The 18,386-nt window shown below is 41.5% G+C and carries 16 protein-coding genes, 1 tRNA gene, 1 rRNA gene and 1 pseudogene (1 of these 19 running past the window's edge); 16 read left to right on the forward strand and 3 right to left on the reverse strand.

Going from position 1 to position 18,386, the window contains the following annotated elements; all coding sequences use genetic code 11:
- The first annotated feature begins 79 nt into the window (after window positions 1-79).
- The 8 genes from MKZ02_RS07275 (at window position 80) to MKZ02_RS07310 (ending at window position 7,319) form a co-directional block, all read left to right on the forward strand.
- Window positions 80-343, forward strand: coding sequence for a DUF1871 family protein (locus MKZ02_RS07275; RefSeq protein ID WP_340852752.1), 264 nt, complete (start codon window positions 80-82; stop codon window positions 341-343).
- Window positions 344-607: 264 nt separating this feature from the next.
- Window positions 608-2,092: an amino acid permease gene (locus tag MKZ02_RS07280; RefSeq protein ID WP_120034135.1), complete on the forward strand. Its 1,485-nt coding sequence runs from the start codon at window positions 608-610 to the stop codon at window positions 2,090-2,092.
- Between the two features lie 128 nt (window positions 2,093-2,220).
- Window positions 2,221-2,721, forward strand: coding sequence for an Lrp/AsnC family transcriptional regulator (locus tag MKZ02_RS07285; RefSeq protein ID WP_340852756.1), 501 nt, complete (start codon window positions 2,221-2,223; stop codon window positions 2,719-2,721).
- Complete coding sequence (locus MKZ02_RS07290; protein ID WP_340852758.1) at window positions 2,721-3,884, forward strand: aminotransferase; 1,164 nt, start codon at window positions 2,721-2,723, stop codon at window positions 3,882-3,884. Before MKZ02_RS07285 ends, MKZ02_RS07290 begins: the two co-directional genes overlap by 1 nt.
- A 105-nt stretch (window positions 3,885-3,989) precedes the next feature.
- The gene (locus MKZ02_RS07295; protein WP_120034128.1) at window positions 3,990-4,619 is read left to right on the forward strand and encodes an NAD(P)H-binding protein; all 630 of its coding nucleotides are present in this window, start codon (window positions 3,990-3,992) and stop codon (window positions 4,617-4,619) included.
- A 45-nt stretch (window positions 4,620-4,664) separates the two neighbouring features.
- Window positions 4,665-6,272 carry an FMN-binding glutamate synthase family protein gene (locus tag MKZ02_RS07300; RefSeq protein ID WP_340852762.1) on the forward strand — a complete coding sequence of 536 codons (1,608 nt, stop codon included), beginning with the start codon at window positions 4,665-4,667 and terminating at the stop codon, window positions 6,270-6,272.
- Window positions 6,273-6,632: 360 nt separating this feature from the next.
- Window positions 6,633-6,995: a S1 domain-containing post-transcriptional regulator GSP13 gene (gene yugI, locus MKZ02_RS07305; RefSeq protein ID WP_120034124.1), complete on the forward strand. Its 363-nt coding sequence runs from the start codon at window positions 6,633-6,635 to the stop codon at window positions 6,993-6,995.
- 123 nt (window positions 6,996-7,118) lie between these two features.
- Entirely contained in the window at window positions 7,119-7,319 is a 201-nt protein-coding gene (locus MKZ02_RS07310) for a hypothetical protein (protein WP_340852764.1), read from the forward strand.
- A gap of 228 nt (window positions 7,320-7,547) precedes the next feature.
- On the opposite strand, the gene MKZ02_RS07315 is transcribed toward MKZ02_RS07310, so the two are convergent.
- Window positions 7,548-8,960, reverse strand: coding sequence for a sigma-54 interaction domain-containing protein (locus tag MKZ02_RS07315; protein WP_120034122.1), 1,413 nt, complete (start codon window positions 8,958-8,960; stop codon window positions 7,548-7,550).
- Between the two features lie 172 nt (window positions 8,961-9,132).
- Between MKZ02_RS07315 and MKZ02_RS07320 the strand changes: the two are divergent.
- The 3 genes and pseudogenes from MKZ02_RS07320 to MKZ02_RS07330 all read left to right on the forward strand — a co-directional run.
- Window positions 9,133-9,568 (forward strand): annotated as a pseudogene (locus MKZ02_RS07320) (aldehyde dehydrogenase family protein); the annotation flags it as partial.
- A gap of 44 nt (window positions 9,569-9,612) precedes the next feature.
- Window positions 9,613-10,827: an ornithine--oxo-acid transaminase gene (locus MKZ02_RS07325; RefSeq protein WP_120034119.1), complete on the forward strand. Its 1,215-nt coding sequence runs from the start codon at window positions 9,613-9,615 to the stop codon at window positions 10,825-10,827.
- A 31-nt stretch (window positions 10,828-10,858) separates the two neighbouring features.
- Window positions 10,859-12,103 carry a Glu/Leu/Phe/Val family dehydrogenase gene (locus tag MKZ02_RS07330; RefSeq protein WP_120034117.1) on the forward strand — a complete coding sequence of 415 codons (1,245 nt, stop codon included), beginning with the start codon at window positions 10,859-10,861 and terminating at the stop codon, window positions 12,101-12,103.
- Between the two features lie 85 nt (window positions 12,104-12,188).
- Here MKZ02_RS07330 and MKZ02_RS07335 read toward each other — a convergent pair whose 3' ends face one another.
- Window positions 12,189-12,422, reverse strand: coding sequence for a DUF378 domain-containing protein (locus MKZ02_RS07335; protein ID WP_120034115.1), 234 nt, complete (start codon window positions 12,420-12,422; stop codon window positions 12,189-12,191).
- 135 nt (window positions 12,423-12,557) lie between these two features.
- Here MKZ02_RS07335 and MKZ02_RS07340 point away from each other — a divergent pair, with 135 nt between their 5' ends.
- Together MKZ02_RS07340 and MKZ02_RS07345 are read left to right on the forward strand one after the other, a co-directional pair.
- Window positions 12,558-13,721, forward strand: coding sequence for an iron-containing alcohol dehydrogenase (locus tag MKZ02_RS07340; protein WP_340852766.1), 1,164 nt, complete (start codon window positions 12,558-12,560; stop codon window positions 13,719-13,721).
- An 84-nt stretch (window positions 13,722-13,805) separates the two neighbouring features.
- The gene (locus MKZ02_RS07345) at window positions 13,806-14,210 is read left to right on the forward strand and encodes a YugN-like family protein (protein ID WP_340852767.1); all 405 of its coding nucleotides are present in this window, start codon (window positions 13,806-13,808) and stop codon (window positions 14,208-14,210) included.
- Here MKZ02_RS07345 and MKZ02_RS07350 read toward each other — a convergent pair.
- Window positions 14,200-15,192, reverse strand: coding sequence for a potassium channel family protein (locus MKZ02_RS07350; RefSeq protein WP_340852769.1), 993 nt, complete (start codon window positions 15,190-15,192; stop codon window positions 14,200-14,202). The two genes, MKZ02_RS07345 and MKZ02_RS07350, sit on opposite strands and share 11 nt — an antisense overlap.
- 97 nt (window positions 15,193-15,289) lie before the next feature.
- Here MKZ02_RS07350 and MKZ02_RS07355 point away from each other — a divergent pair.
- The 3 genes from MKZ02_RS07355 to MKZ02_RS07365 form a co-directional block, all read left to right on the forward strand.
- Window positions 15,290-15,362: transfer RNA gene (locus MKZ02_RS07355), tRNA-Ala, on the forward strand.
- Between the two features lie 354 nt (window positions 15,363-15,716).
- Complete coding sequence (locus MKZ02_RS07360) at window positions 15,717-16,631, forward strand: DMT family transporter (RefSeq protein WP_120033966.1); 915 nt, start codon at window positions 15,717-15,719, stop codon at window positions 16,629-16,631.
- A 348-nt stretch (window positions 16,632-16,979) separates the two neighbouring features.
- Window positions 16,980-18,386: ribosomal RNA gene (locus tag MKZ02_RS07365) — 16S ribosomal RNA — on the forward strand (it continues 147 nt past the right edge of the window).

Genomic DNA, 18,386 nt, shown 5'->3' on the forward strand with positions numbered 1-18,386 from the left:
GTAATATATAATCATGTTAAATTATTTTTAGAAAAAAGGGCAATGATTTGTCTTTTTATTTAAGGAGGCATCAGAAAATATGAATAAGGACATTGAAGCAAATAGAAAGTTTGACCGCATTCTCCGTGAATGGGATCCATTTAAAGAAGGCGGCGATTTTTACGATACAGAAGTAGCTGATGCGATTCAAGCTGTGCATCAATTGGACGATAAGGAAGCGTTAACGCAAAGAATTAAAGAAATTTATGAATTTTCATTTGAAAAGCCACTTTTGGTGGAAAGTTGTCAAAAGGTAGCAGAACAATTGCTGCAAATAAAAAATGAAGATTCTTGTGAGTTGTAATATAAAAATATATAATGTTTTGTCGATAATACCAAAGAAATAAAATTATCTTTTCTTCTCGAAAGACGTTTATAGAAGGGGAAATGAATGGAAAAATAATTATTTCATATTTTGGAAAAGTAATTCCAAGGAGGTGGAGAGTCTATAACTCTAAAAAATAATGCTTTTCAGAAATATAAAAGTTTATTACAATATCTTTAAAGGTTTTGTGAAAAAATAGCAATTTTTTTGAAGTCAGCCAACAATGAGAAAGGATTGGAACATATGGCTATACAACAAGAGCGCAGCATCCCAGAGCCTGGGCAAGAAGAACAAAAGTTAAAGAGAGGCTTAAAGTCCCGCCATCTAACGATGATCTCTATCGGTGGGGCAATCGGTACCGGGCTGTTTCTTGGAAGCGGTGCCGCGATTCATACGGCAGGTCCTGGAGGAGCCCTACTTGCTTATGCGTTAGTCGGGGCCATGGTATTCTTCGTTATGACCAGTCTAGGAGAAATGTCTGCTTTTATGCCAGTTAGCGGTGCGTTTAGCACGTACGGGACAAAGTTTGTTGACCCTGCGTTTGGATTTGCGTTAGGTTGGACGTACTGGTTTAACTGGGCCATGACTATTGCCGCTGAGTTAACCGCTTCCACAATGATTATGAAGTTCTGGTTTCCGGACAGTCCTTCCTTGTTATGGAGCATGTCATTCTTAGCTCTTATCTTCCTCTTGAATTATTTATCTGTTAAAGGATACGGAGAAGGAGAGTATTGGTTTTCTTTCATTAAGGTATCCGCTGTTATTATTTTCATTATCGTAGGCCTATTAATGATTTTTGGTATTATGGGTGGCGAAGTGATCGGGTTTAAAAACTTCACCGTAGATGAAGCACCTTTCTCCGGTGGCTTTCTCGGGGTGTTTATTGTTTTCGTTGCTGCCGGTTTCTCGTTTCAAGGAACAGAAATCGTTGGTGTGGCTGCTGGTGAAAGTGAAGACCCAGCGAAAAATGTACCTAAAGCGATTAAAAGTGTATTCTGGAGAATTCTTCTTTTCTACGTGTTGGCGATCTTTGTTATCGGGCTTATCATCCCGTATACAAACCCAAATTTACAAAGTGAAAACGTTATGGTCAGCCCGTTTACAATGGTGTTTGAAAAAGCCGGACTTGCCTTTGCTGCTTCATTGATGAATGCTGTTGTTTTGACAGCGGTTTTATCTGCCGGAAATTCAAGTCTATATGCATCGACTCGTATGTTATATTCAATGGCTAAAGAGGGACAAGCCCCACAACTTTTTGCCAAGCTGAACAAACGTGGTGTGCCTGTTGCAGCGATCATCTTAACATGTGTGGTCGGTATGCTTGCCTTTTTCTCATCCATTTTTGGCGATGGTATCGTATACGTATGGTTGATGAACTCTATTGGTATTACAGGTTTTATTTTCTGGCTCGGGATCTCTATCAGTCATTATCGCTTCCGGAAAGCATTTTTAGCGCAAGGACATTCTTTAGACGAACTTCCATATAAGGCAAAATGGTATCCATTCGGACCAATTTTTGCTATCGTGGTAGGCTTAATTGTCATTCTTGCTCAAAACTTCCAGGCGTTCCTTGCTGATAAAATTGACTGGGGCAGTGTAGTAGCCGCTTATATGGGAATTCCACTCTTCCTTCTCTTGTGGTTTGGATATAAATTTATTAAGAAAACAAAAGTAGTTCCGCTTCAAGAATGTGAGTTTGATTTTGCGGATGAAGAAAAGCATAACTAAATAATATGCCGGACAGCGCGAAATAGCGCTGTCCGTTTTTTTTATATAAAAATACATAAAAGGGGTCGTGTTATTAGGTACATATTTGCTATAATTGTGATAATTGATGAAAATTTGGAGGAATAGTTGTGAAAATAGACAATAGTGAACGAGAGATACTAGAAATCCTCGAAAAAGATGCTCGTCTGAATGCATCTGATATTAGTAAGATGATAGGGAAAAAAGAAGAAGAAGTAAGAACCATGATCAAAAGATTAGAAGAAGCCAGGGTGCTTGTTCATTATACAGCTCTTGTAGATTGGTCTAAAGTTGAAGATGATCAGCGGGTAACAGCAATGATTGATGTGAAAGTAACACCGAAACGAGGGGTGGGCTTTCATGATACAGCGGAAAGGATTTACCGGTTTAAAGAAGTAAGTTCCGTATATTTAATGTCAGGAGCTTACGATTTATCGGTAACGGTAGAAGGAAAGTCAATGAACGAAGTAGCCCGATTTGTTTCTGAAAAATTATCAGTTCTGGAAGAGGTCGTTTCTACCACTACGCATTTCCAGCTGAAGAAATATAAGCATGACGGCAGAGTCTTCGAAGAAAAGCAAACTGATAATAGAATCGTGGTGTCTCCATAATGTTAGGAACAAAAAGCTATATTGCTAAGTCGGTAGAATCAATGAGACCCTCAGGAATTCGCAAATTTTTTGATTTAGCTGCAGGAATGGAAGGCGTAATCTCTCTTGGAGTAGGAGAACCTGATTTCGTTACTTCGTGGTCAGCACGGGAAGCAGCTATTTTATCACTAGAGCGTGGCTTGACTTCCTATACAGCGAACGCCGGCCTTCTGGAACTACGGGAAGAAATAGCGAAGTATGTGAGCAGTCGTTTTTATGTTCCTTACGATACTGAAGAGGAAATTATCCTCACGGTCGGTGCCAGCCAGGCGCTTGACTTAGCATTGCGTGCTATTCTTGACCCAGGCGATGAGGTGGTCATCGTAGAGCCTTGCTTCGTTTCTTATTCCCCGCTTGTTGAACTGGCAGGTGGAAAAACAGTGACAGTTGAAACAACCAGCGAGCAGCAGTTTAAATTGCAGGCAGCAGCACTTGAGGAGGCAATTACCCCGAGAACAAAAGCGTTGCTGCTTTGTTCGCCTAATAATCCAACGGGAGCCCAGCTTGACAAGGAGGACTTAGAGGCGATTGCAACGATTGTTAAGAAACACGACTTACTAGTTATCGCTGATGAAATCTATGCAGAACTTGCTTATGATGTCCCCCATACCTCCATTGCCAGCTTGGAAGGCATGAGAGAACGGACGATTTTGATTAATGGTTTTTCAAAAGGCTTTGCAATGACGGGATGGAGGCTTGGGTTTATTTGTGCTCCGGCTGAACTTGCAGCAGCTATGCTCAAGATTCATCAATATGCCATGATGTGTGCCTCTACGCCTGCCCAATATGCAGCGCTGGAAGCATTAAAAGCGGGAATGAATGATGTGGAAGAGATGAAAAAAGACTACCGGCGTCGACGTAATTATATTGTCCAGTCTTTTAATGAGATGGGATTAGATTGTCATACACCGGGAGGAGCCTTTTATGTGTTTCCATCTATTCAAAGCACCGGTTTAACGTCAGAGGAATTCGCAGAAGAATTGTTAAAGAAAGAAAAAGTAGCCGTCGTACCTGGCTCCGTCTTTGGAAACAGCGGTGAAGGTTTTATTCGCTGTTCCTATGCTTCTTCAATGGAGCAGCTGCAGGAAGCAGTAAGACGGATCAATCATTTTATTAATAGATAAGAAGAGAAGACAGCTTAGGTTGTCTTCTTTTTTCGTTTCATTTAGTCAGGTTTTAAAGAAAGAAAGGAGTGGAAAAGAAAGGATAATGCAAAAGGAGGGATCTAGATGGAAGTTATCGTAATCGGTGCAGACAGTCAGGTTGGTCAATTTGTTATTAAACACTTAAGGGAGAGAGGCCATCGAGCGATTGCTGTAATCAACGAGGAAAACAAAGTGCCCGATATGAAAAAGCTTGGCGCCTCCAGGGTAGAAACGAATGGCCGGGGAGATTTCACCTCTGCTTTTTTAGGGTGCGATGCTGTTATTTTCATTTCTGATTCCAGTCCGAAAACAGGAGCGGGCAAGACTGTTTTGGTGGACCATCGTGCTGTCATTGATGCTGTTCAGGCTGCAAAGAAAAATGGAGTTAAACGTTTTATTATGATGAGCGCTGTACGGGCAGGAGAGAATGCAACAGACAGCGGCGAAATGATTGGGGCAAAGGATATGCCGGATGAATTAGTTAAGGAAGAATCGATTGTGCATACAGTCATCCGACCGGCACAAATGACAGATGAGCCTGGCAGGGGAACCGTAACAATCGCAAGTTCAGTTGCAAAGAAGGATAAGATTCCCCGCGAAGATATGGCCGCTGTATTGGTAGCTGCACTTGAAAGTGAAGCAGCCTTTAACCAGGTATTTGAAGTAGCTAGCGGTGATACTACAATTAGCGAGGCCATACATACTCTCGCATAAAAGAAGAGTTTTTATTGGAAAAGTAAAGGATAGAGGAGGGGTTTTATGAGTTTAACATCAGGATTAATTATTGCTCTTATTATTTTTCTCGCATTAGTTATTGTGGTGCCTGTCGGTCTCTTTATCTATATTTATATTAAAGATGATCGACAGAAGCAGCATGCTATTTTGCGTAACTTCCCAGTTATCGGTAAAGTGAGGTACTTTACCGAGCATATTGGCCCCGAGCTACGGCAATATTTATTTGAAGGCGATAATGAAGCAAAGCCTTTTTCGAGAAAAGAATACCAGGATATTGTGAAAGCCGGGAAGTATAAAGAGCGGCTCGTTGGATTCGGCTCAAAGCGTGATTTTAATGAGGAAGGTTTTTTTATACGCAATACCTTATTTCCGAAGCAGCGTGAAGAAATGAAAGTGGATAATACTGAAAAGATAAAAACACATGTATATAAAGTGGACTCTGACAATTTATTTACCCGCAAGGAACACAGTGAGGAACGTTTGGTCGATCCCTATTATTTGAGAGAGGAAGACGCGATCATCCTTGGCGAGAAAACATGTCGTCATCCATTTAAATTGCGAGGCCAGATTGGCCAATCGGGGATGAGTTTTGGAGCGCTTGGCGAAAGAGCGATCACGGCTCTCTCCAAAGGTCTAGGTCTTGCCGGCGGCACTTGGATGAATACAGGGGAAGGTGGCTTGTCCGAATATCATCTTGAAGGCGGTCCGGATATCATTATGCAGATTGGCCCTGATCTATTCGGTGTGCGGAAACCAAGTGGTGAATTTTCGTGGGAAGAGTTTAAAAAGAAAAGTGAGATAGAGAATGTGAAAGCGTTCGAATTAAAATTAGCCCAAGGAGCCAAGACACGAGGCGGTCATGTGGAAGGTGAGAAAGTTACAGAAAAGATTGCTGCTATCCGCCTTGTAGAACCAGGAAAAACGATTAACAGTCCAAACCGTTTCTATGAGTTTGATGATGTGCCGTCAATGTTCGATTTTGTTGAGCAGCTGCGTTCCGTGGGAGGTAAGCCGGTTGGTATCAAAATTGTTGTTGGAGACCTTGATGCACTGGAAAATATGATTTCCTATATGAAAGAAAGCGGCAAAGGGCCTGACTTTATTACAGTAGATGGCGGTGAGGGTGGAACAGGTGCTACTTTCCAGGAACTAGCTGATACAGTTGGCTTGCCGATTATGTCTGCTCTGCCGGTTCTTGATGAAATGTTAAAAAGATACGAGATTCGTGACAGAGTAAAGATTATCGCTTCGGGAAAACTCATTACTCCTGACAAGATAGCCATTGCGCTCGCTATGGGAGCGGATCTTGTTAACATCGCCCGCGGATTTATGATTAGTGTTGGTTGCATTATGGCTCAAGTATGCCACAATAATACATGCCCAGTTGGCGTAGCTACAACTGATGAAAAGCTGCAGGACGGATTAGTCGTTGAGGAGAAGTATTATCGTGTGTGTAACTATGTGATATCGCTCCGAGAAGGACTATATAATCTGGCAGCAGCTGCAGGGATTGATTCTCCAACGAAATTTGAACGCAAACATATTGTTTACAAAGATGAACTTGGGCGGCTTATGCCGCTCGAGGATATTATTATAGCGGCAGAACGGGCGCAACGAAAAAAAGAAGCATAATAATAAGTTTTCCTTTTAGAAGTAAAACAATAAACTCAAACAAAAAAACTACACTTCGGGTGTAGTTTTTTTGTTTGAGTTTATATAAGATGAACAATTGCTATGCTTTGAATATAAAATATAAAAAGAAGACAGCTGCAACGGCTGCCTTCTCAAGTTAAGGGGAAAATAGGGAATGTTGCATATACTAACTCTTCCCTGTTTATAGAGGAGTTATTCCTCTTTTCTCCAAATAGTTAAAAATAATTTCCTACTTATATGAAGAGCTGGAGAAAGGTGGCTATGTTTAGAAATATATAAGGAGATGTGATATAATTTTGTGATGCGTAGATAATGAATTTAACATTTAGGAGTGTTTGGATGGGAAATCAGATTGAACAAGGACAAATTATTACAGGAAAGGTAACAGGAATCCAGCCTTATGGGGCGTTTATTGCGCTGGATAACGGTACACAGGGGCTCGTCCATATTTCAGAAATTACTCATGGATTTGTCAAGGACATTCATGATTACCTTCAGGTCGGGGAAGAAGTAAAGGTAAAGGTGATGTCCGTTAACAAAGATGAGGGGAAAATTAGCTTATCTATCCGGGCAACCGAAGAAGCAAAGCCAGCTGCTGTTCAGCCGGTCCGTCGCTTGAAAATTGCTGAAGACAGTGAAGGCTTTAATACGTTAAAAGATAAGCTGCAAGAATGGATCGATCAGTCGGGAGAAGGAAAATAAGTAGCAGAGAAAGCATGAGCGCTTTAAGCACTCATGCTCTTTTTTATTTATAGAAATAAAGTGGTTTAAAGGGACCTATCTGCGTGCAGTAAATTTAAAGTATTTAGAAAGCCAAAGGATGACATGATTAAAAAACAAGACTTATTTTTTAGCGTCGGATTGAAAGGAAATAGTGTAAAAGGGGGGAGAAAGAACAGCGGCGGAAAAGTAGATGAATTACTCCGTTTCTATCATTGCGCGATCATTAAGGCTTTCGTTGGATGGAAGGGGGAGCTCCTAACAGATCTTAAAGTGAAAGAAGACGAACAAACAGAAACCACTTAGTAGAAAGTAGATTTAGTTCTTTATCCGCTTATTTGGCGCAAAATAAATTTGCACTACGTGATTGTTAATTTTTTAACTGTTTGTTACCTGAGACAATTTGTTAGTTAGTTTTTACACCTAAGTGATTGTTAAGGGAATAGCCATCAATTGGAAGCAGTTTGAAAAGATCGGTGCAATAAGGAGGCAAAAAAGAGCAGCTGAAATTTTCAGTGCTCCTTTTTATCAGCATTACTGGTTGGCAATGTTTTTTACAATATTATATTTACGAATGCGATATTGTAAATTTTGACGGCTCATACCGAGAGCTTTCGCTGTTTTCGTCACATTGAAATCGTGATGCTGCAATGCTTTTGTAATATAGTATGTTTCCGCTTCTTGGATATAATCATCAAGCGGCAAAATCGCTTTATCAGGTTGATAAAGAAAGCTCTCTACTTTCTCTAAGTCACTTGATAGGCCGTGACTGCCGGATTTGTTGCGAAATTGGATAGGGAGGTGTTCAAAAGAAATGGCATCTTCATGATCCATTAAGTTCATGGCACCTTCAATAACATGTTCTAATTCTCGGATGTTTCCTGGCCAGTCATATTCCAGGAAGTAGTTTCTTACTTCCTCGTCAATAGAGGCTACGTTCATGCCGAATAAGTGATTGTATTTGTCGATAAAAGCTGAAGCGAGCAAATCAATGTCTTCTTTCCGTTCTCTTAAAGGCGGAATGAAAACTGAGACAACGCTTAAACGGTAATACAGATCTTTTCTTAAGCTTCCGGCTGCAATGGCATCAATGGGGTCTTCGCTAATAGTGGCAAGAATGCGGACATCGATAGGAATATCTTCTTTTCCGCCTTCCCGGCGTATTTTCTTTTCCTGGATAACTTTTAAAAGTTTTGTTTGTAGGGCGGGACTCAGGCAATCAATTTCATCAAGTAAAATTGTCCCTCCATGTGCTTGTTCCAATAACCCTGGACGCTTCTCTGCTCCTGCCTGTTCTTCCACGCCGAATAGCAAAGTTTCCATTAGTGTATCCGGAAGTGCGGCGCAATTTTGTGAAAGGAAGGTTTGGTCAGCCCGTGGGCTGCCATTATGAATGCTATGGGCAAATAGTTCTTTTCCAGTCCCAATCTCGCCGACGATTAGAACTGAAGAGGCAGTGCGGGCGGCCCGCTTGCCTGTTTCAATCGCTTCCTTGAGCAGGGGGCTTTGCCCAAGAATCTGATCAAATGTATAGCGGATGTCCTCTTTTTTATTCATATTTTCTTGTATCATCTTTTCGAGCTTCGTCACATCTTTTGCGATCTCTACTGCGCCGATAACAGTTCCGTTCTCTTCAATAGGAAAAGTGTGGTTAATGGTGGTGATTTCTTGTCCTCTATTATTAAAATAAGTTTGTTTAACGTTTTGGATGCTTTCTCCTGATTTCAAAACCTGAAGTAATGTACTTTCCTCGGCCGCCCCAAAGTTAAAAACATCCATTAGATTTTTATCGAGAACATCTTCAATATCCATTCCCTCGATTTCCCGCATTTTTTTATTGTAAATAACTGTTCTTTCATTGGGATCGATTACATGAATACCGAGGTCGATCTTTTCTAAGATTTCTTTATACATGGTTACTAGCGATTCTAAACTTTTTGCATTCATAGAATCCCCCTCTTTAAAATATATTTCTATTTTAAGAAAAAACACTTGAAAAAAGCAATAATATTTTGCATTATAATAAGTGTAAGAGATTTATTGGTGCAAAATAAATTTGCGCATAAAACTTTATCAGTCACATAAAAATTATAGTTTTGATCATCTTAAAGGAGGAAGGATGCTGATTCCATATAAGCATGAACCATTTACTGACTTTTCAAAACCAGAAAGCAAGAAGGCTTTTCAGCTTATAGAAAGCTATCTTGGCTAGGATTATCCGCTGGTGATCTGTGGAAATAAAGTAACAGTTGAGGATAAAGTTGTTGCTTATCATCCAACTGATAAAGAAGAAGTAAGGGGACGTGCGCCAAAAGCGAGTCGCTGTTGAAGACGTTTGGTATTTGGAAAAAGTAAAGTCAGAAATCCGTGCAGGTATCTTGTTCAAAGCGGCAGCGATTATCCATTGCCGTGAACATGAGTTCTCTGCTCTCCTTGTACTTGTAAAAGAAGCCGGAAAACCTTGGAATAAGGCAGATGCTGATACAGCTGAACAGATCGACTTCTTTGAATGCTACGGCCGTCAGATGCTAAGAATGAAAGACGGTATGCCAGTGGGGAGACTCTTAAGGCAAAAATATAAATAAACGGAGGGAAAAAGATGGCTAATACAGTTCAGTCACAAGAAATTATCAAGCAAACAGAAAAGTACGGAGCAAACAACTATCATCCACTACCAATCGTTATTTCTGAAGCGGAAGGTGTTTGGGTACAAGATCCAGAAGGTAATAAATATATGGACATGCTTAGTGCTTACTCTGCTGTGAACCAAGGGCATCGTCATCCAAAAATTATTCAAGCTCTAAAAGAGCAAGCAGATCGAGTAACATTAACATCCCGTGCATTTCATAATGACCAGCTTGGACCATGGTATGAAAAAGTTTCCAAACTAACAAACAAAGAAATGGTATTACCGATGAACACTGGTGCAGAAGCGGTAGAAACAGCTTTGAAAGCAGCTCGTCGTTGGGGATACGATGTAAAAGGTATTTCAGACAATCAAGCTGAAATTATTGCTTGCGAAGGTAACTTCCATGGTCGTACAATGGGGGCAGTATCGTTGTCATCAGATGAAGAATACAAACGCGGCTTCGGTCCGATGCTTCCAGGAATTAAATTGGTGCCGTACGGTGATCTTGATGCGCTTAAAGCAGCTATCACTCCAAACACAGCAGCTTTTATCATTGAACCTATCCAAGGAGAAGCGGGAATTAATATTCCGCCAGCTGGATTCTTGAAAGCAGCTTACGAGCTTTGTAAAGAAAACAAGGTAATGTTTATCGCTGATGAAATTCAGGCTGGACTTGCGCGTTCAGGTAAAATGTTTGCTTGCGAATGGGATGATTTTGAGCCGGACATGTACATTCTTGGTAAAGCGCTTGGAGGCGGCGTGTTCCCTATTTCCTGTGTAGCAGCAAATAAAGATATTCTTGGTGTATTCAACCCAGGCTCTCACGGTTCTACTTTCGGAGGCAACCCGATGGCTTGTGCCGTTTCAATCGCTGCTCTTGAAGTTCTTGAAGATGAAAAATTGGCTGATCGCTCTCTCGAATTGGGAGAATATTTTGTGGGTAAACTGAAAGAAATTGATAACCCAATGATTCAAGATGTACGCGGCAGAGGTTTATTTATTGGTGTAGAATTGAATGAGCCGGCACGTAAGTATTGTGAAGCATTGAAAGAAGAGGGACTACTTTGTAAAGAAACTCATGACACGGTCATTCGTTTCGCTCCTCCACTCATTATTTCGAAAGAAGAATTGGATTGGGCGATCGAGCGTATTCAAAAAGTGCTAGCTGTTTCTGGCACAAACTAACGATTAAATAACAAAAGAGGCGAATTTCAAAATGTCGGAAAATCTAAATTTATTCACATCAACTCAGGATGTCATTAAAGAAGCTTTGGCAAAATTGGGTTACTCGGAAGAAATGTATGAGCTTTTGAAGGAACCGTTACGCATGTTGACAGTTCGTATACCTGTACGTATGGATGATGGTTCAACAAAAATATTTACCGGTTACCGTTCACAACACAGTGACGCAGCTGGCCCTTCTAAAGGCGGCGTCCGCTTTCATCCGGATGTGAATGAAGAAGAGGTAAAAGCATTATCAATGTGGATGACGCTCAAGGCAGGAATTGTTAACTTGCCATATGGCGGCGGAAAAGGCGGAGTTGTTTGTGACCCTCGCCAAATGTCAATGGGTGAATTAGAACGTTTAAGCCGCGGCTACGTTCGCGCAATTAGCCAGATCGTTGGTCCTACAAAGGATATCCCGGCTCCAGACGTTTATACAAACTCACAAATCATGGCATGGATGATGGACGAGTACAGCCATATTCGTGAATTTGATTCTCCAGGATTTATCACTGGTAAACCTCTTGTATTAGGTGGCTCTCACGGTCGTGACAAAGCAACTGCTGAAGGTGTAACGATTTGTATTAAAGAAGCAGCGAAAAAACGCGGTATCGATATTGAAGGAGCTCGTGTGGTTATCCAAGGTTTCGGTAATGCGGGAAGCTTCCTAGCTAAATTTATGCACGATGCCGGGGCAAAAGTTATCGGAATTTCTGATGCTTATGGCGCTCTTCATGATCCAAATGGTTTAGATATCGACTATTTAATTGATCGTCGTGATAGTTTTGGTACGATTACTACATTGTTTGAAAACACAATCACAAACCAAGAATTATTAGAAGTAGATTGTGATATTTTAGTACCAGCTGCTATTTCTAACCAAATTACAGAAAAGAATGCTGATAAGATTAAAGCGTCTATCGTTGTGGAAGCTGCTAACGGTCCAACAACAATGGAAGCAACAAAAATATTGACAGAAAGAGGCATTCTTCTTGTTCCTGACGTATTGGCAAGTTCCGGAGGGGTAACTGTATCTTACTTTGAGTGGGTACAGAATAACCAAGGTTACTACTGGACAGAGGAAGAAGTACACGAAAAGCTTCATGAAACTTTGATCAGTGCTTTTAATAATATTTATGAAACTTCTCAAACACGCGGAGTGAATATGCGTCTGGCTGCTTATATGGTCGGAGTTCGTAGAACAGCAGAAGCTTCTAAGTTCAGAGGATGGGTTTAATTAGATAAAAACAAAAAGAACAGCCTCCATAGTCTAAGGCCGGTGATAATTCACCGGCCTTGTCTTTTTGTATAAAAAGGCAAAACTAAGAATTAGGCGCAGTCATGCGGCGGTTTTCTGTTGCATCCCATGTTTTAAATAACAAGCCAAGGTTAATCAGTCCTGCCACTCCCACGATAATATAAATGATTCTTGAAAGTACAGAGTCCTGACCACCAAAGATAGCTGCCACTAAATCAAATTGAAACAGTCCGATTAATCCCCAGTTAAGAGCCCCAATAATCGTAAATACAAGCGCAAGACGCTGAAGTGTATGCATATTTCTTATTCCTCCTTTCATCTCTGACGATGTTTAGTATGCGCAAATTGTTTGCTTCCATACATAGAGAGAAAAAGTATGTTCTTTTGAAAAAATATAGTCGATCTATAATAATAAGGTAAAGGGGGAGAAACGATGAATCGATTTATTCAATATAATCCGGTTAAATGGATTTTTGGGAAAGGATCGATCAGCAGGCTGCAGGCAGAGCTGCTGCGATTTGGCAAAAATATTCTTCTAATTTACGGTGGCGGGAGCATCAAGCAGAATGGTTTATATGATGAAGTAATAAAAGAATTAAAGGCTATTCAAGCGAATATTTATGAGCTGCCCGGTGTTGAGCCGAATCCTAGGCTTTCTACGGTACAAAAAGGCATAGACATTTGTAAAAGAGAGCAAATTGACTTTGTTTTGGCTGTTGGCGGAGGAAGTGTGATTGACTCTGCAAAAGCCATTGCTGCTGGAGCCAAATATGAAGGCGATATTTGGGAACTCATTTCAAAAGGGAAAACGACAGAAGCCGCTCTCCCTTTAGGTACCATTTTAACACTGGCGGCTACTGGTTCTGAAATGAATGCAGGTCTTGTTATTACTAACTTGGAGACAAAGGAAAAAATTGATTGGCATAGCCAGCATGTGTTTCCGCAATTTTCAATTTGTGATCCATCGTACACGATGACAGTGCCACATGATCAAACTGTTTTTGGTATTATTGATATTATGTGTCATATTCTTGAGAACTATTTTCACAATGGTGAGGGTGCGGATTTGCAAGACAGCTTCAGTGAGATAACTTTAAAAACTCTTATTGAGACAGCTCCCCGGCTTTTAAAGCAGCCGGATAGCTACGAGTGCCGTGCAAAAGTAATGTATGCTGGGACCATCGCTTTAAATGGCACCCTACAATCAGGGTATCGTGGTGACTGGACTGCCCATATTATTGAACATGCTGTATCAGGGCTATATGATATTCCTCATGCAGGTGGTTTGGCCATTTTATTTCCGGCGTGGATGGAGTATGCCATTCATTCTCAACCGGCTCGTTTTAGTCAATTGGCAAACCGTGTATTTAATGTCAATGAGGTAGGAAAATCAGAAAAGGAAAGAGGTCTTCGAGGCATCGAGGCTCTCCGGGATTTTTGGTTAAGCCTCGGTGCACCTGCACGTCTCTCTGATTATGGAATTACTAGCGCTGATTTGGAGGAAATAGCGGACCATTCAATGAGGAGAGGAGAATTTGGTCGCTTTTGTCCAATGAATAAAGAAGGCGTGTTAGCTATTTTGCGTACTGCCTTGTAATAAATAGAATGTGAAAATTCCGCAGAAAGCTGCGGAATTTTTTTATTATTGGAGACACTATAAAAAAAGAGAGGGGATGAGCAGATGATTCAGTTACCTTCCGCATTAGAAGGAAAAAGTTTTAATTTATATGATTTAGAACAAAAGCTAAAGCCGCTCGGTTATTCGATTGGAGGCAATTGGGATTATGACCATGGTTCCTTTGACTACAAAATAAACGATGAAGAAGGATATCAATTTTTAAGAATTCCTTTTACTGCGACGAATGGCCAGCTAGATTCGCCGGGTGTCATAGTTAAAATCGGCTCTCCATTCATTCTTGCCCATGTTTATGAGCGAGGAATCGATGAGCTCGCTACACCTGGGAATGTAGGAGGGGCTTTTAACCAGTTTGCTGAACCCGAAGATGCTGATGCGAAAGTAAAAGAAAAATATGTGATATCCGGGCAACGGATACTAGAAGAGACCGAAAAGACGCTCAATGTTTAATCACGAGCAATTGATCAGAAGAACCAATTTGAAAAGAGAGCGGGGGATTGATCAGTATCTCGCCCGCTCTTTGAATACCGATTAAAAGAATACGCTCTTTCAAAAGAATAATGGCTAACTCTCCAAAGGGGAGATTGTTCCATTCCAGATCGGGTGACATGGATTGTAGAAAACTTCCATTGGTTGGGTCGATTAAATGCATGATGGAGGCAGAGGCGCCTTTATGCTGAATACTGCTTAGCATAATAGAGCTTGCATGCTTATTTGTTTGGATCACTTCGTCTGCACCTGCCCGTTTAGCATTAATTACTTGGTCATTGGTCAAGATTTCTACGATACAATGGAGAGAAGGGTTGCTGCCTCTCACTGCTACCAAAGTCAGAATTGAATTCATATCTGCATGCATCTCATTTTTATTTTGGTCAGATGTAATTAAAGCGCTTGCTGCTTCTTTTATATTCGCCTTTTTTAAGATTTCGTCTTTATAAGGGGCACCTTGAATAAAGTGAACAATCTTTTCTGAATAAGGGTTTGTCCGCAAAGATTCATCAATAAGAACGACGTGACGAGAGAAAGGCAATGTATGTAAATGATCAATAATTTCTTTTGTACGTTCATTCCAGCCAATGATGACTAGATGGTTTTTATGGGTGTAAACGGCTCTTCCCTCGCGTAAAGAGTTTTGCAAAGTTACAGCAGACGCTGCCAAATTAATAAAATAAGCGGATAAAAAACCGGCTCCGGCAAATATTAACCCGATGCCAATAAGCCTTCCAGCGGTTGTTTTAGGGGCATAATCCCCGAAACCGACTGTTGAAGCAGTAACGACCGCCCACCAGATTCCTTCAAAAACAGTTGGGAACGTATGTGGCTCGATGAGGTGGACAGCTGTCCCGAAAAGCGTAATAAAAAAGACAGCAATGATGAGAATCCGAAATAAAATAGGAGATTCAACGAATTTATAATAGATAGTTTGGAACACAAAGCCATCCTCCTTTTAAATTTTAAATATTCTTTCTTTTTAAAAAGGTATTGCTATTTGGGATGAAATTAATATAATAGTCAATAGAGCAATGAACGGGGCATTAGCTCAGCTGGGAGAGCGCTACACTGGCAGTGTAGAGGTCAGCGGTTCGAGCCCGCTATGCTCCATTATGACCAAGAGCCTGCAGACAAGCTTGTCTGCAGGCTCTTTATTTGTTTGACTGCTAGTAACTACTCATCCTGCAATAAACATAACGGTGATAATGATAGCTGATAAAATAAGTCCCCCGGTAATTCTTGTCCATTTTGTTGTCATGCCATTCTCCTCTCTACCTTTAAGCGCCGAAAATCTCTTTTTTTTGTATTATTCCCTCCATCTAAAAAAATATGCCTGTTTCTTAGAAAAGTCTCCTGATCTCTTTTACTTTGTTTATTAACTGGAAATATCGCCTGAGAAGATTTAAAATGATAGACGGTTTTTACTTTTAAAAACCATCTAGATTTACTCAAAGGAGAACATCTATGGACAGTCCAAAGCTCAATCCTTATGCCGTGTTGATTATTGGAGTTTTTTTTGTTTCTACTTCAGCAATATTCGTCAAGCTGTCGTCAGCTGATGCTGGTGTAATAGCATTTTACCGCCTGTTATTTACTGTTTTGCTCATGCTCCCTTTATTTCTTTTTAAATATGTAGGAGAACTTAAAGCTGTTTCAAAGAAGGATTGGTTTTTCTCTCTTGTCGCTGGCATCTTTCTGGCTTTTCACTTTATTCTATGGTTTGAGTCCTTGAACTACACTTCTGTGGCGAGTTCCACTGTGCTGGTTACTTTGCAGCCGCTTTTTGCTTTTGCTGGTACATATTTTATCTTTAAGGAACGGTTTACGTTGGGAGCGCTAATTGGAGGCGGCGTAGCCATTGGAGGGAGTTTTATTATTGGATGGGGCGATTTCCAGGTTAGTGGAAAAGCGCTTTACGGAGATATCCTTGCTCTTATTGCTTGTGGATTAATTACAGGCTACTTGTTGTTTGGACAAATAATCCGCAAAAGGATGTCTTTGATAACCTATACGTTTATTGTCTACTTTAATTGTACAATTGTTCTCTTTTTTTATGTGTTAATGAAAAAAGAATCATTTTATCCTTATCCTGCAAGGGAATGGGTCTATTTCTTTTTATTAGCTGTTTTGTCTAATTTACTTGGGCACACCTTATTCAACTGGTCTATCAAATATATTAGTACTTCGGTTGTGTCAATGGCTATATTGCTCGAGCCGATCGGTGCAAGCATTCTTGCTTGGTGGCTGCTTAAAGAAAAGTTAATAACGCCTCAAATAGTTGGAGGAGCTATTGTGCTTGTGGGCCTCTTATTATTCGTAGCTGACCCAAAGAAGATAAAAAACATTATTCATAATCGAAAACGGCAGACAGACTCGTAAAGCAAGGAACTAATTTAGTTCCTTGCTTTTAGTTTGATAAAAAGCAGTAAAGGAAAAAGGTATTTAAAAGAGTTGGCAAGCAGTGGTAAAATAGAGAATGATATTCTTTAAGTGAAAGAACATAAAAACTATATTTTTTAAAAAAAACACTTGTCACTTTTAATAGAGCATGATATATTATTACTTGTCCGAAAGACAAAAACAAAAAGATGAAGTTAAAATGTTTTTGACAGGACGAAGCGAGTGTGCTATTGTTGAAAAGCACTTAAAAATTGATCTTTGAAAACTGAACAAAATACATGCCAGTAAGTTAATTCTTATTTTTAAAACATGAGCAAGTCAAACATCTTTTTGGAGAGTTTGATCCTGGCTCAGGACGAACGCTGGCGGCGTGCCTAATACATGCAAGTCGAGCGGACTTGACGGAGCTTGCTCTGTTCAAGTTAGCGGCGGACGGGTGAGTAACACGTGGGTAACCTGCCTGTAAGACTGGGATAACTCCGGGAAACCGGGGCTAATACCGGATATTCTTTTTCTTCGCATGAAGAAGAATGGAAAGGCGGCTTTTAGCTGTCACTTACAGATGGACCCGCGGCGCATTAGCTAGTTGGTGAGGTAACGGCTCACCAAGGCGACGATGCGTAGCCGACCTGAGAGGGTGATCGGCCACACTGGGACTGAGACACGGCCCAGACTCCTACGGGAGGCAGCAGTAGGGAATCTTCCGCAATGGACGAAAGTCTGACGGAGCAACGCCGCGTGAGTGAAGAAGGTTTTCGGATCGTAAAGCTCTGTTGTCAGGGAAGAACAAGTACCAAAGTAACTGTTGGTACCTTGACGGTACCTGACCAGAAAGCCACGGCTAACTACGTGCCAGCAGCCGCGGTAATACGTAGGTGGCAAGCGTTGTCCGGAATTATTGGGCGTAAAGCGCGCGCAGGCGGCTTCTTAAGTCTGATGTGAAAGCCCACGGCTCAACCGTGGAGGGTCATTGGAAACTGGGAGGCTTGAGTGCAGAAGAGGAGAGCGGAATTCCACGTGTAGCGGTGAAATGCGTAGAGATGTGGAGGAACACCAGTGGCGAAGGCGGCTCTCTGGTCTGTAACTGACGCTGAGGCGCGAAAGCGTGGGGAGCGAACAGGATTAGATACCCTGGTAGTCCACGCCGTAAACGATGAGTGCTAAGTGTTGGAGGGTTTCCGCCCTTCAGTGCTGCAGCTAACGCATTAAGCACTCCGCCTGGGGAGTACGGCCGCAAGGCTGAAACTCAAAGGAATTGACGGGGGCCCGCACAAGCGGTGGAGCATGTGGTTTAATTCGAAGCAACGCGAAGAACCTTACCAGGTCTTGACATCCCGCTGACCGGTCTGGAGACAGATCTTTCCCTTCGGGGACAGCGGTGACAGGTGGTGCATGGTTGTCGTCAGCTCGTGTCGTGAGATGTTGGGTTAAGTCCCGCAACGAGCGCAACCCTTGATCTTAGTTGCCAGCATTCAGTTGGGCACTCTAAGGTGACTGCCGGTGACAAACCGGAGGAAGGTGGGGATGACGTCAAATCATCATGCCCCTTATGACCTGGGCTACACACGTGCTACAATGGATGGTACAAAGGGCTGCAAGACCGCAAGGTTTAGCCAATCCCATAAAACCATTCTCAGTTCGGATTGCAGGCTGCAACTCGCCTGCATGAAGCCGGAATCGCTAGTAATCGCGGATCAGCATGCCGCGGTGAATACGTTCCCGGGCCTTGTACAC

This window comes from Pseudobacillus sp. FSL P4-0506, from assembly GCF_038003025.1.
GTDB lineage: Bacteria > Bacillota > Bacilli > Bacillales > Domibacillaceae > Pseudobacillus.